Source organism: Methylophaga sp. OBS4, assembly GCF_026319305.1.
GTDB lineage: Bacteria > Pseudomonadota > Gammaproteobacteria > Nitrosococcales > Methylophagaceae > Methylophaga.
Genome location: NZ_JAPDMV010000047.1, coordinates 1 through 14,500, shown reverse-complemented (window position 1 = coordinate 14,500; position 14,500 = coordinate 1). Strand labels below are relative to the sequence as shown.

Annotated in this window: 12 protein-coding genes and 1 pseudogene; 7 read left to right on the top strand and 6 right to left on the bottom strand. The window is 49.9% G+C overall.

All coding sequences use genetic code 11. The features are described 5' to 3' along the window. Positions 1-34 precede the first annotated feature (34 nt). The 4 genes and pseudogenes from OMP95_RS12540 to mutM form a co-directional block, all read left to right on the top strand. Positions 35-262, top strand: a pseudogene (locus OMP95_RS12540) (Gldg family protein); the annotation flags it as partial. 21 nt (positions 263-283) lie between these two features. Further along, entirely contained in the window at positions 284-919 is a 636-nt protein-coding gene (locus OMP95_RS11750) for a hypothetical protein (protein WP_266329054.1), read from the top strand. Next, on the top strand, positions 916-1,797 hold the full coding sequence (locus OMP95_RS11745; protein WP_266329051.1) for a DUF4340 domain-containing protein: 882 nt from the start codon (positions 916-918) through the stop codon (positions 1,795-1,797). Before OMP95_RS11750 ends, OMP95_RS11745 begins: the two co-directional genes overlap by 4 nt. A gap of 2 nt (positions 1,798-1,799) precedes the next feature. Next, positions 1,800-2,618 (top strand): bifunctional DNA-formamidopyrimidine glycosylase/DNA-(apurinic or apyrimidinic site) lyase, encoded by an 819-nt coding sequence (gene mutM, locus OMP95_RS11740; protein WP_266329049.1) that lies wholly within the window; start codon positions 1,800-1,802, stop codon positions 2,616-2,618. A 2-nt stretch (positions 2,619-2,620) separates the two neighbouring features. On the opposite strand, the gene OMP95_RS11735 is transcribed toward mutM, so the two are convergent. Continuing rightward, positions 2,621-2,914 (bottom strand): c-type cytochrome, encoded by a 294-nt coding sequence (locus tag OMP95_RS11735; RefSeq protein WP_266329047.1) that lies wholly within the window; start codon positions 2,912-2,914, stop codon positions 2,621-2,623. A gap of 73 nt (positions 2,915-2,987) precedes the next feature. Between OMP95_RS11735 and rluD the strand changes: the two genes are divergently transcribed. The 3 genes from rluD (at position 2,988) to mdoH (ending at position 7,853) form a co-directional block, all read left to right on the top strand. After that, positions 2,988-3,947, top strand: coding sequence for a 23S rRNA pseudouridine(1911/1915/1917) synthase RluD (gene rluD, locus OMP95_RS11730; protein ID WP_266329045.1), 960 nt, complete (start codon positions 2,988-2,990; stop codon positions 3,945-3,947). 211 nt (positions 3,948-4,158) lie between these two features. Continuing rightward, on the top strand, positions 4,159-5,739 hold the full coding sequence (locus OMP95_RS11725; RefSeq protein ID WP_266329043.1) for a glucan biosynthesis protein G: 1,581 nt from the start codon (positions 4,159-4,161) through the stop codon (positions 5,737-5,739). Continuing rightward, positions 5,736-7,853: a glucans biosynthesis glucosyltransferase MdoH gene (gene mdoH, locus OMP95_RS11720; RefSeq protein WP_266329041.1), complete on the top strand. Its 2,118-nt coding sequence runs from the start codon at positions 5,736-5,738 to the stop codon at positions 7,851-7,853. Before OMP95_RS11725 ends, mdoH begins: the two co-directional genes overlap by 4 nt. 61 nt (positions 7,854-7,914) lie before the next feature. Here the strand turns inward: mdoH and OMP95_RS11715 are convergent, their stop codons facing one another. From OMP95_RS11715 to nuoN, 5 genes are all read right to left on the bottom strand, one after another. Further along, positions 7,915-8,826: a diguanylate cyclase gene (locus OMP95_RS11715; protein WP_266329039.1), complete on the bottom strand. Its 912-nt coding sequence runs from the start codon at positions 8,824-8,826 to the stop codon at positions 7,915-7,917. Positions 8,827-9,082: 256 nt separating this feature from the next. Next, positions 9,083-9,856 (bottom strand): sulfite exporter TauE/SafE family protein, encoded by a 774-nt coding sequence (locus OMP95_RS11710; protein WP_266329037.1) that lies wholly within the window; start codon positions 9,854-9,856, stop codon positions 9,083-9,085. A gap of 337 nt (positions 9,857-10,193) precedes the next feature. Further along, complete coding sequence (gene fusA, locus OMP95_RS11705) at positions 10,194-12,281, bottom strand: elongation factor G (protein ID WP_266329035.1); 2,088 nt, start codon at positions 12,279-12,281, stop codon at positions 10,194-10,196. 197 nt (positions 12,282-12,478) lie between these two features. After that, positions 12,479-12,781, bottom strand: a complete 303-nt coding sequence (locus tag OMP95_RS11700; protein WP_266329033.1) for a DUF2818 family protein — start codon at positions 12,779-12,781, stop codon at positions 12,479-12,481. Between the two features lie 9 nt (positions 12,782-12,790). Beyond that, a complete protein-coding gene (nuoN, locus tag OMP95_RS11695; protein ID WP_266329031.1) occupies positions 12,791-14,224 on the bottom strand; it encodes an NADH-quinone oxidoreductase subunit NuoN in 1,434 nt (477 codons plus the stop codon). Between the last annotated feature and the right edge of the window lie 276 nt (positions 14,225-14,500).

Below are 14,500 nucleotides of genomic sequence, written 5' to 3'. Positions count from 1 at the left end.
GTAAAAATCCCAGCCCAATGATCATGGAGAACGCAGTCTGTTTGACCAGAACAATTACAGCCTGAGTACCTGGGCCAAGCAACTGGAAAACAAGGGTTTTAAAATCCAGTCGCTGAATCTGGTCGAACATGCTGACATCCCGGAAAATACGGCAGCCCTGGTTATCGCCAGCCCGGTTAGCAGCTGGCTGCCCGGTGAAATACAACTGGTCAGAGATTACGTCAGTAACGGCGGCAACCTTTTATGGCTGGCTGAACCCAATCAAACTGATTCGCTGAGGCCTTTGGCTGAAATATTAGGGATTGAGTTTATCGCCGGTACGGTCATGGATCCGAACACCATCATGCTGGGTATCGAAGACCCGCGTTTTGTGCTTATCAGCGACTATGCCAATCACCCGATTGGTGTCGCAACCGCCAATGTCTCCCTGCTGGCTGAAGCCGTGGCCATTCAGCAAGCTGACAGCGAAGCGGCTGAAAGCTGGCAATATCTCAACCTGCTTAACAGCCAGCACGATGCCTGGGTCGAATCCGACATTATCAATCAACAAAATCTGGCAACGCAGGCTTATGACGCCGGTGCTGATGTGCCCGGCCCGGTCTCGCTCGGTTATGTATTAAGCCGCCAGCTGGAAAATGACAGCGATCGTCAGCAACGTATTGCCGTTATCGGTGATGGTGATTTTATATCCAACAGTTATATAGGCAATGCCGCCAATCTGGATCTGGCGATGGCTCTGGCAAACTGGCTCGGCCATGATGATCAACTGATCAACATCCCGGTCAAAACCAGTGTCGGCACGCAACTGAGTTTATCTTCCACCCAGTCCATGATCATTGGGCTGGGATTTTTACTGGTCTTACCGGTATTTTTTCTCGCTACCGGATTCGGTATCTGGTGGCGGAGACGACGGCGATGAAAAGCAGTTATCTTACTAACCTGATTCTGCTGGTTATCGTGATCGCCCTATTGTGGCTAACGCAGCATGATAACCAAGAAACTGAGCCCGCCCCCAGTTTATCTGAACTCACAGCTGATGACGTGACACAGATCCTTATTCAGCGCGGTGACAAACCGCAAATTGAATTGAAACGAGAACAGGATGGTTGGTTTCTGATCACACCTTTCACAGCACGTGCTAACGAGACACGCATTAAACTTCTGCTTAGCCTGTTATCATCGCCCCTGCATGGTCAGTTCCAGCCGCTCGCCAAGGACTCACTGGGCCAGTTCGGTCTCAGCCAGCCGCAAATAAAAATGAGCATGAACGGGCAGACATTTGCTTTCGGCCAGGTGGAAAGCTTGAGCCAGCACCGGTATGTTTTGCACAACGACATGATATATCTGATCCAGGACGATGTTACCCCGTTGCTGACCGCCAATGCCACCAGCTTCATTGAAAACCGTCTGCTCGCCGAAAACGAACAAATCAGACGTCTCAAAATACCCATGTACAATTCAGAACAGTCTCACTTCAGCCGGTTTGTCGATATCAGCCAGTCACAGGGACAGTGGCAGAGTGATGACAGCAAGTTATCCTCTGATAGCTTGAAAACACTGGTTGACAGCTGGCAGCATGCCTATGCCATGCACGTCAGTTATCTCAGCGTCGAACAACTCGAACTGCTGCCCCAGCCGCAAATACAACTCTGGCTGCAAGGTAATGCCGAACCGATGCAGTTGATCATCACCCTGACAGAGCAGAACCTGTTATTAACCAACCCTGACACGCAACTGCAATACAGCTTTCCGCTGGCATTGCGAGCACAGCTGTTGCCATCGCACAAAGCGCCTTAATCATGCCCGAATTACCTGAAGTAGAAACAACCCGACGCGGGATAGAACCTCATATACAAGGCCAGATAATCAGCAAAATCGATATTCGCAACGGCAGCCTGCGCTGGCCGGTGCCGGCTGGATTAACTGAGACTCTCCCCGGGCAGATGGTCAAACAGATCGACAGACGTGCCAAATATCTGCTGCTGCGCTGTGACAGCGGCACACTGATCATCCACTTGGGCATGTCGGGCAGATTACATGTTCTGGACAATGACAATGATATTGGCAAACACGACCATGTCGATATTTGTTTCAGTAATGGTAAAGTCCTGCGATATACCGATCCACGGCGCTTCGGCGCGGTACTCTGGAGCGAGGCGGATACCGATCTGCACCCGCTGATTGCCCATCTGGGGCCGGAACCTTTATCAGCAGAGTTCAATGCCGATTATCTGCTCAACCGCGCCAAAGGGCGTTCTGCCAATATAAAAAGCTTCATTATGAACGGTGAAATTGTGGTGGGTGTCGGTAATATCTATGCCAATGAGGCCCTGTTTATGGCGGGTGTGCACCCGGCCAGAGCCGCAGGTAAGGTGACGGCAAAACAAGTAGAGAAACTGGTAGCAGCCATCAAACAGGTACTGGAAAAAGCGCTGGAGGCCGGCGGCACCACGCTTCGCGACTTTCGCAAAAGTGATGGCATGCCGGGTTATTTTGCCCAGCAGCTCAATGTTTATGGCCGCCAGAACCAGCCCTGCCTGACCTGCCACAACCCTATCAGCTGTATCCGCCAAGCCCAGCGAGCGACCTATTTCTGTCAGCACTGCCAGCCAGAATAAAGTTATTGTCCGGAAAAATAGTCTGCCAGCAGGCGCACTTCTTCTTCAGTGTAACCACTGACATGCTGCTTCATCACGGTCGCTGAGCGCTCACCGCTACGAAACTGTTGCATCTGTTCGATAAAATACAATTTCTCCAGACCGGCAAGACTCGGGGTTCCGGCCATACTATGGCCGTTTGTGCCGTGGCAAGCTGCGCAGGCCGCGGCCAGTAGCGCAACATCACGCTCCTGAGCAACACTGGCTGCCGATACCAACATCAATATCGTTATGCCAATCAGTCGTTGCAACGACATGCCTCTCTCCTTGTTCATACGGTAACTACAAGCCTACGTTATAATGAGTGCTTAATCACTAGCAAGCAATCCCATGTCAGAAAAAATTGAATTAGAAGATTTCATCCCCGAGGAAATGAACGGGCTACGTCTGGATCAGGCTTTGGCCAAATTGTTTCCGGAATTTTCGCGTGGGCAACTGACTAAATGGATTAAGGCTGGTGACGTGAGCGTTGAACAGCGCCAACTGCGGCCACGTGATAGCGTAACGGTCGGCGAACGGGTCAGCATAAACACCCAGCTTGAAATTCAGGACGAAAGCTGGCACGCAGAACCCATCGCTTTAGATATCGTGCATGAAGATGATGCCGTCATCATTATCAATAAACCGGCGGGCATGGTAGTTCACCCCGGCGCCGGTAATCATCAGGGTACTCTGGTTAACGCCCTGCTCGCTCATACACCGCAACTGGCTAACATCCCTCGCGCCGGTATCGTACATCGTATCGACAAAGCCACCACCGGTCTTTTAATGATTGCCAAAACTTTGCAGGCACACAATTCGCTGGTATCGCAATTGCAGGCCCGTACGGTACAGCGTGAATATCAGGCTATTGCCATTGGTGTGATGACAGCCGGTGGCACCGTAGATGAACCGATTGGCCGCCACCATATTGACCGCAAGCGTATGACTGTAAGCCAAACAGGCAAACCCGCGGTGACCCACTACAGAGTGATACAACGATTCCGGGCCCATACTCATATCCGCTGCAAACTGGAAACCGGCCGTACCCATCAGATCCGCGTTCATATGGCCCATATTCGTCATCCGCTGCTGGGAGATCCGGTCTATGGCGGCCGTTTCAAGATCCCCAAGGGCATGAGCGAATCCTGCCGTGAAACAGTGCAGGCATTCCGCCGTCAGGCTTTACATGCCGGTGTTCTAGGTTTCAAACACCCCACCACAGGCGAGGATGTTTCCTGGCAGGTTGACCTGCCTGAAGATATGCAGACACTGCTGGACGCATTAGTGAAGGATGCATCACAAATCTAAGAGCCTGTTTATTTATGATCTCTGCACCGGCGCAGTGGTGTAGAGAACGTAAACAGGCTCTTAGGCATTGCCCGGGTCCGGGCATTGCTTATCAATTTCAGCTGTGAAACATTAACTAAAGAAGTTCAGCATGAATATTTATGCTGATTTATCTTGTCGAATATCCGTTATCTCCAACTTATCCGAACTGTATCAGCGAGGATGATCGAACGTGTACATCAACACAGCTGTAAACGGTATTACCCGCAGCCTTGTTCAAGCAAGTTCGCTTTTTTTCGCTACTATGTCCATCTTGCTGCTTTTGTTCGGCAAAATGTCCTACGCCGAGTCCGAGTCCACTATCGAGCACAAACCATTCACTCACCAGACAGTAATAACGCTCGCTAAAAAATTGTCTCAGCAGCCGTTCAAAGCGCCTCCGGATGCCCCTGAATCACTGACCAGCCTGGATTATTCCACCTACCGCCAGATCAATTTCCAGCAAAATGCGGCCATCTGGGGTAACTCACCTTCCAAGTTCTCAATTCAGTTGTTTGCGCCGGGTTTTTTATTCAAGAAACTGGTTGATATCAATATTATCGAGGATGGTAAAAGCTACCCTATAAAAGTCACCGATTCTTCATTCAGAGTCCCCGAACAATCCATCGCCAAAACCCTGGTAGAGGTTGGTAAATATGCCGGTTTCCGCTTGCACTACCCTCTTAATAAGCAAGACTACAAAGACGAATTTGTTGTATTCCAGGGAGCGAGTTACTTTCGCGCCGTCTCTAAAGGGCAGCAATATGGTCTGTCCGCACGAGGCCTGGCGATTGACGTGGCTGAACCGCAGCAGGGTGAAGAACATCCGATGTTCAAACGCTTCTGGATCGAGCGCCCCTCAGAAGACCAGCAAACCATTGTTGTGCATGCCCTGCTCGACAGCAAAAGTGTGACCGGAGCCTATCGCTTCGGTATCTATCCGGATGCACCGACCAAAATGGATGTAGAGGTTGTGTTGTTTCCGCGGCGAGACCTCAATCATGTCGGGTTCGCACCGCTTACTTCCATGTTCATGTATGGACCGCTGGTACCGCCAGATATGCCTGATTACCGGTCCGCGGTGCATGACTCGGAAGCTCTTGCGATTGCAAAAGCCAACGGTGAACGATTGTGGCGGCCGCTCAATAACCCCGAAAAGTTAGAAATCAGCACTTTTGGCGACGAAAATCCCGGCGGCTTCGGTTTGATCCAGCGCCAGCGTGATTTTGAACATTATCAGGATCTGGAAGCAAACTATCATCGTCGGCCATCCGTGTGGGTAGAACCGCTTGAAGATTGGGGCAAAGGCCAGGTTCAACTAATAGAAATTCCGTCTGATTCAGAGACCAATGACAATATTGTCGCTTATTGGCGACCCGCGGGCGGACTCAAAAAAGGTGAAGCCTTCTCCTATTCATACCGTCTGACCTGGCTTGATAATATCAATCCCATGCCGAATAACAGGCAAATTGTCCGCAGTGCAGGCGGGCAAAAACTCTTCAACGATCACCGAGAGATCGTGATTGACTATAACAACCTCACTGCTGCCGACATCGAACATACCGTAGTTAACGCCTCGATCAACAAAGGCCGGATTCTGGAAACACGGTTACAAGCTAATCCGGAAACCGGTGGTGGCCGAGTGTTTGTCTCCTTTGATGCCGAAGGTGCTGATGTCGCAGAACTGCGTGTTCAATTGAAAAAAGGAGACACCGCAGCCAGTGAAACCTGGCTTTATCGCTGGATCAAACCCAATCTTTTTTCGGGGGAATGATGCTAGCTGAACGTGCATTGCCACTGGCAGCTCCCCTGGAGATGCCTCGCCACAGCGTTAATGAAGCCGGTCATACCCTGAGACAACATAAACGAAGTCGGCTTTACCCGTTGGCTACTTTATTATCACGTCTGTTTATTGTGGCCGTCACCATATCCTTGTCCTATTACGGGCTGCGGGAAATGTATGGTGTACTCAGCACCAACAGTGTGGCCTCCCTGCAGTGGCTGTTTCTGGCTCTGTTCAGCATTAATTTTATCTGGATCTCCTTTGCTTTTTCCCAGGCATTTCTTGGCTTTTTGCTAAGTCTGACCCCACGTTTGATGCGAATACCGGAACAAAAAGGTGATGCTCCCTTCAGAACTGCTATTTTGCTGCCAGTCTACAAAGAAGAACCGGCACGTATTGCTGCTGCCGTGAAAACCATGAGAGAGGATCTGCTCCGGCATGCACCAGGCAAATATGCTTTTTTTATATTGAGTGATACCAACGAAGCTAATGCCTGGATAACAGAGGAAAATGCGCTGCTTGAGCTTTTTAATAACGATCAAGCCGGTTGCCCGGTGTTTTACCGACGCCGTGCCAACAACCAGGAGCGTAAAGCCGGCAATATTGCAGATTGGGTGAAAAACTGGGGCGGGGCTTATGAAGCCATGATTGTGCTTGATGCTGACAGCGTGATGAGTGCAGAAAGCATGCTGACACTATCTCGTCGCCTTGCAGCCGCCCCCGAAATCGGATTGATTCAAACCTTGCCGACCATTGTGCGTGCCCGCAGTCTGTATGGCAGATTGCAACAGTTCGCCAATCATTGTTTCGGTCCCATCTATGCCAAAGGCTTATCCGCATGGCATGGCTTATCATCGAACTTCTGGGGTCACAATGCCATCATTCGTACCAGAGCCTTTGCTGAAGCGTGTTCATTGCCTATTTTGCCGGGTAAACCGCCTTTCGGCGGACATATTCTCAGTCACGACTTTATTGAAGCCGCATTACTCAGACGAGCCGGCTGGGGATTACGTTTCGATACCGATATCAAATGCTCTTATGAAGAAGCGCCGCCCTCGTTGACGGACGTTCTGGTACGTGACCGAAGGTGGTGTCAGGGTAATCTTCAGCATAGCCGAGTCATACTGGCGCATGGCCTGGTGCTGCCGACCCGCTTGCATATATTGTCGGGTATTATGTCTTATCTCAGCGCTGTGTTCTGGTTAGCACTGATTGTGGTCGGTCTGGCCATCGCGGTACAGGCCTTGCTCGTCAGACCGGAATATTTCGCCAACCCTTCGCTGTTCCCAACCTGGCCGGTTTTTGATGCTAAACGGGCCTTAAGCCTGTTTATCGTCTCCATGGCAGTAGTACTTGCACCCAAGCTGTTTGGCTGGTTTGCAGCGATAATTAACTTACGACGCTGCCGTCATTTTGGTGGCCCCATACTACTTACACTCAGCACTTTATTTGAGGCCATTCTGTCAGCCCTCTACGCGCCGATTTTGATGGTCGCGCAATTTGGCGTAGTCTGCAAAATCATCATGGGAAAAGACAGTGGCTGGCATCCGCAATCAAGAAACGATGGTGAACTGAACTGGTCGCAAGCCTATCGGGCACATCATGGCCACACCTTGTTTGGCATTCTGCTGGCAGCAATCGCCTACTCCAACAGTCTGGCACTGTTTTACTGGCTGCTCCCCATCACTGGCGGTTTAATGCTGTCCATTCCCCTGTCATGGTTGAGTGGCGGTACAAAACGATCGTTTGCCTTCACCAGGCTGGGCCTGCTCAGGGCACCGGAAGAAAAATACCCCAATGACATTCTGGTTAAGCTGGATGAGGTCATTAAAACCATGCCGCCTCAGGATCCTGTTCAGGCACCTTTACAATTTCTTAACAGCCATCAGGCTCTTTGCAAATGGCATCTGGCACAGTTGCCCTTGCTGGACGCACATAAACCGGGCGAGTTTCATGCCCCTAGTGTCACCGCAGACTGGAAGATTCAACAAGCGGCATCATTGGAACAACTGCAGGCCTGGTTGGAGCCCGCCGAGCTTTTGGCATTGCTATCACAAGACTCACATATTAAAAAAATGAAAAGTAATGGATTGGTAAAAAGCTGAAATTAAAACTGATTCACATCGGCGATAACAGCCATCAACCGGCTCCCACCTTACTTTCCTTTCATTCCACGCGCGGTGACAAAACGACCATTTCTTCCGTCCAGACGCGCGTGCAGTTACGTCCGGCAGACTTCGCCGTATAAAGCGCCTTATCGGCTCGTTCAAGGCAATCTTCAACCGATATACCTGCTTCCAGCATCGCAACCCCAAAGGAAGCCGTGACTCGAATTTCATGTCCGTCGTAGATCACCACATTTTCCGCAATCCCCACGCGCAACCGCTCAATAAAGCTAAAGGCCTGCTCCAACTCCAGGCCGGGCATGCATATCACGAACTCTTCCCCGCCGTAACGAAAAGCCTTGTCGTAACTCCTTGAATGATTCATCAGATATCCTGCGGAAGAGGACAGGACCTTATCACCGCCCAAGTGCCCATACTGGTCATTGACCATCTTGAAATGGTCTATATCCATCATTGCGATGGCGCAGCTCTGTGTGTTGCGTTTGACCAGCTCGTGGTGCTCACGGAGTGAAGTCAGCAATCCGAGACGCGAATTAACCCCCGTCAGTGGATCGCAGTTGTACAGCCTCTCGGTAAACTCTCGCCGCAATGTATGGATCTGAAGACGCATTCGCTCCAGAGCATTTTCGAAATTATCATAACCAGCAGGAGAAATAGCGACACCCGCAGCGGCATCCTGCAGCAGTTTCGCTGCCTGCTCATGCATGTGCTGATGCTCAATGTCAATGGCCACAAACCCGGGCAGTTTATGCAAGCTCGGCGATGCGCGATTGTAATACCACTGCCCGAACAGACAATGCCTGTGAGCATCAACGGTAAGGTCATATTCGTCGGAGGGTAAGTTGCAAACCAGCGTCCTGGTTAGCCTCTTGGACCATTCTTCATGGTTGTAGATCGCCTGATCTAACTCGTTCACGATCACACGTATCTCTTCCGTGCTTAGATCGAACATTGCGCCTCCATATTGGTTCCATCGTAGCAAGGAACCAACGGAAATAAAACATCACCGCCGGACGCCGCGAAAGCCAAAAAGTCAGTCACTGCGCCCCCGTATTTTGAATGGAGCAGCTTAAAAACGCTTACACTTTTATGGAAAAATTGGATTCGTCAGATTAAGTATATAGAGTCCAATATTTGAATTCAGGGGTACTGCGCGGCTTTATCACTCAGCCTGCAACGAAGGGGCAGGTGCAGCCACGTCCATACCGTCACAGAACGCCTGTAATTAAACCAAATGCAACGAAAAACAGCATGATGGCAACCATACGTTGGATTCCCGGCATTGTCATTTTTTTGAGATATTTGTTGCCCAGCGTAGCGCCGATGAACGCCGACAGCACCGCTGCTGCCAACAGGCTGTAATTCAACTGCACGCCTTCCTTGACCAGTGAACTGGAATAGATCCCAATACGCGAAAAGTCAATCAGGCAGGCGACCAAAACGCTGGTACCAATAAATGCCTCTTTTGTGAGGCCGGCCCTGGACAAGAACGCCGATCGAAGTGCGCCTTGCATCCCTGAGAGGCCGCCAAAGAACCCGCTGAGCACGCCGCCAAGGGGCATAAGCTGCGTTCCGAAAGACAGCGTACGAAAACGGGGAAGCAGCTCCAATGAGGTGAAAAATAGAAGGAGCAGCCCAATGAGCAGTTCTACCGGCATCACTGAAATCGACCGGTCAAAAGCGGAGTAGGTAAAAACGGGTGCGATCCCGGCAAGCCAGGTCAGCAGCCATGCGCCGAGAAACGCTGCGGCGATAGCTGGCAGACCAAAGCGAAGAACAACATTCCGATCAGCATGCCGCCCGACCAGAGCCAGTTTGAACAGGTTGTTGAGGAAATGTACAACCGCAGTGAGGGCAATGGCTTGCTCGATTGGAAAGAACAAGGCAAAGGCAGGCAATAGCAGTGTGCCTAACCCGAAGCCAGAGAAGAACGTCAAGGCTGACGCAAACAACGCTACTGCGCAAATAACTAAATAACTCACAATTCGCTCATTATCGATGCTCAGTCGGCATCTGATATTCACAGCAGACGCACCGCTTTCTGGTGTTATCCTGCCCGCGCTGGTTATCTGATTTTGGTCCAAGCCCTTTTAAGTCACTAAGCTTCATCATGATCTTCTTGAAATATAACGCCAAAGCCCAGTCGCTCGAATGATTGGTCGATTTGGTATTTTCTATTACTCACTATTAAAATCCTGCGGTTGCATTGACCTGGCCCTGAGTTAAATAATTGATGATTATAGGTAGCAAATCTAGCTTAAGACAAAAAAAGGGCTGATAAAAATCAGCCCTTTTAAAAGTCATCAGAATAAATTCTGATTATTTTTTCGCCGCTTCACGTTCTTTAGTTTCTTGAATAACGGTTTCAGATACGTTACGTGGACATGGCATGTAGTGCAGGAACTCCATAGAGAACTGACCACGGCCTGATGTCATGGTACGCAGCGAACCGATATAACCGAACATTTCGCTCAGTGGTACTTCAGCCTTGATGCGTACGCCTGTCGCGTTTGCATCCTGAGATTTGATCATGCCACGACGACGGTTCAAGTCACCGATAACATCACCGACGTTATCATCTGGCGTGAATACGTCTACTTTCATAATCGGCTCCAACAGTTGCGGACCCGCTTTAGGAATAGACTGGCGGAAAGCACCCATAGCTGCCAATTCGAATGCAATGGCTGAGGAGTCAACCGCATGGAAAGAACCATCAAACAGGTTGATTTTAACATCCAGCAACGGGAAGCCCGCCAACACGCCTTTGCCCATCATTTTCTTGAACCCGCTTTCAACAGCCGGCCAGAATTCACGAGGAACAGTACCACCGGTAACGGTTGATTCAAACTGGTAACCACTACCAGGTTCACCCGGCTCAACGATATAGTCGATACGACCGAACTGACCGGAACCACCCGATTGTTTTTTGTGGGTATAGCTGTCTTCAACACGTTGGGTGATAGTTTCACGGTAGGCAACTTGTGGCTCACCGACGATAACATCAACGCCATGGGTACGTCTGAGGATGTCAACTTTAATATCCAGATGCAGTTCCCCCATACCTTTCATGATGGTTTCGCCACTGTCCTGATCGGTTTCTACGCGGAATGAAGGATCTTCTTTGATCATTTTACCCAGCGCGATACCCATTTTTTCCGATGCGCCTTTATCTTTAGGCGCAATCGCGATAGAGATAACGGGATCCGGGAATACCATGGGTTCCAGTGTGGCCGCATTTTTAGGATCACACAGGGTATGGCCGGTTTGGACATCTTTCATACCGACAACGGCGATGATGTCACCGGCATGGGCATAGTCCAGCTCGTTACGGTCATCAGCGTGCATTTCCACCATACGGCCGACACGTTCGGTTTTACCGGTAAAGGTATTCAGGACGGTGTCGCCTTTTCTCAGTTCGCCTGAGTAAATACGGACAAAGGTCAAGGCACCAAAGCGGTCATCCATGATTTTGAACGCCAGGGCGCGCAGAGGACCTTTGATATCAACGATGGCGTGTTTACCTGTTTCGTTACCTTCCAGATCCACTTCCGGTTGCGGATCAACTTCAGTCGGGTTAGGCAGATAATCAACAACCGCATCCAGCAACAGCTGCATGCCTTTGTTTTTGAAGGCGCTACCACAGTAGGTCGGGAAGAAGTCCAGCTTCAGTGTACCTCTACGGATGCAACGTTTGATATCGTCGATAGAAGGTTCTTCACCTTCCAGATAGGCTTCCATCAGATCGTCGTCCTGCTCAACGGCAGTTTCGATCAGCTTTTCACGCCATTCTTCGATTTGGTCAGCCATCTCAGCTGGTGGCTCTTCAATGCTGTAGTCTTCAGCATTTTTCTCGTCTTTCCAGATCCAGGCTTTGCGGGTCAGCAAATCAACCACACCGGTGAATTCGTCTTCGATACCGATTGGCAAAACCATGACCAGCGGTGTCGCAGCCAGTACATTTTCAACTTGCTCAACAACACGGTAGAAATCAGCACCCATGCGATCCAGTTTGTTCACAAAGATCAGACGGGAAACCTCAGAGTCATTCGCATAACGCCAGTTGGTTTCTGACTGGGGTTCAACACCACCGGAACCACAGAAAACACCGATGCCGCCATCCAGTACTTTCAGGGAGCGATATACTTCGATAGTGAAGTCAACGTGTCCCGGGGTGTCGATAACGTTCAGGCGGTGGCCTTTCCATTCACAGGTTGTTGCCGCTGACTGGATAGTGATACCACGTTCGGCTTCCTGATCCATGAAGTCCATGGTCGATTCACCTTCGTGTACTTCACCGGTCTTGTGAATTTTACCGGTCAGTTTCAGAATGCGTTCCGTTGAGGTAGTCTTGCCCGCGTCAACGTGAGCGAAGATACCTATATTTCTATACTTCGATAAATCAGCCATTTTCCTGTCTCTATGATGTTTGAATGAACAATTCGTGCATCTACACGTAGTTAAACCCGCCAATTCTAAACTAGAATGGCCGTAGATGCACCCATTATTAAATAATCGGGTTACAGATTGTTGTCTGCTGGAGTTTGGATACGGAATCAGATCTGAATAGCGTCAGTTTCCGGTGATAACCGCGATGATTCTTGAACTTATCTGAATTTTTTCTGTAGCGGTAACCATTGATAGCGGTAAACCACACCGGGCACTGCCAGCACTAGAAACAGACTGAAAGTTGTCACAAAAAACTCCCAGCTCTGCGGATAGATATCTCCTGAAAAACGTGTTTCGAAAACAATCGCCATCAGCAGGCTTAACAGATAATACACCAGCAACTCAATCAGTCTTACCCACACCGGTTTGGTTTTCATCGCGAAAACAAAAAATACCCGGTTGCCTATCCATGGCAGATTGGCAATCAACAAAAACAAAATAATGATCAACCAGATAGACATTATGACCTTTTAAGCAAAAACAATTGAACAAATTTCCATCAACATACCCGGGAATATTCCCAAAGCCAGCACCAGCATGGCATTGGCACTGAGCATAATCTGCATCGATCCCGGCGCCTCCAGCTGATGTTCTACGACCGGTTTGTCAAAATACATGACCTTGATCACGCGCAGATAATAAAAGGCGCCGATAACCGAGGCGACCATTGCGATAATCGCGACGTATAACAGATCGACGTCAATCACCGCTTTGATCACCGTCAACTTGGCATAAAAACCTGCCAGCGGCGGTATGCCTGCCATGGAAAACATCAGGATCAACATCATCAATGCAAACCAGGGTTGGCGGTCACTAAGCCCTTTGAAATCATCAATTGCATCGGCTTCATAACCCTGTCGGCTCAATAACAAGATCATGCCAAAAGCGCCCAGTGTCATCAACGCATAAATCAGGGTATAAAACATCGCAGCGGCAAACCCTTCCTCGGTCCCTGATAACACCCCCATTAACAGAAAACCGACATGAGAGATGGTCGAATAGGCCAGCATTCTTTTCAGATTCTGCTGCGCAATGGCCAGCACATTACCGAGAATCATCGACAATATCGCCAGCATGATCAGCATGTCCTGCCAGTGGCTTTGCAAGTCTATCAGCCCTTCAGCCAATAATCGAATCAGCATCGCAAAAGCCGCGATTTTGGGTGCCGAGGCGATAAACAATGTCATCGCTGTAGGGGCACCGTGATACACATCCGGCAACCACATATGAAACGGCACGGCACCGAATTTGAAACCGATACCGATGATAAGGAACACCAGCCCGAAACTGAGAATAGTTTCGTTGCCTGATGAACCGGCAATGGCCTGGGCAATGTCATTCAGTGCCAGACTGCCTGTAACACCGTAAATAATCGACATGCCGTAAAGCAGCATGCCCGAAGCTATCGCGCCGAGAATGAAATATTTCATTGCCGCTTCAGTGGCAATCGCGGAATCACGCTGCATCGCCACCATGGCGTAGAGGCATAGAGACAACAGCTCCAATCCCAGATACAAGGTAAGGAAATGATAGGCCGACACCATGATTAACATACCCAGCGTCGCAAATATCGCCAACACGTAAAACTCACCCTGCATCAGGTTGCGGGCACGCAGATAAGCGGTCGAATACAACAACGCCAGCATATTGACCAGACAAATACTGAGTTTGAGCACATCGCTCAACCTGTCTTTGATATAGGTATCGGAAAAAGTAAGACCACCGTCGCCCAGAGACAACCAGACAATGACAGCGGTGCCGGCCAGGCTCAGTTGGCTGAGACCATAAACCCAATCAGCTCTGCGGGAACCGGTAAAGGCCACCACCAGCAGAATAATGCAGGCCATCGCCAGCATCACCATTTCCGGCAGCGCAAAAAACATATTGGGAACCTGATACATCACGCTTGTCTTACCTCCAGTGTAGTGTAAGGAATAAAGTAGTCATTCAGCGAGAGCGCCAAGGGGTCAGCCGCAAGGCACGGCGTGCAGGCAATGGCCATTGCCTGCACGCTGCGCCTTGCCGGGAACGAATTGGGAGCTTCTGTATGGCCACTTTATTCCTTACACTACACTACAACTTGGACTGAGAAACCTGAGTCAATAAATGCTCGACCGATGCATGCATCATATCCAGCAGCGGATCGGGCCATACCCCCAACAACAAAACAATCAGGGTCA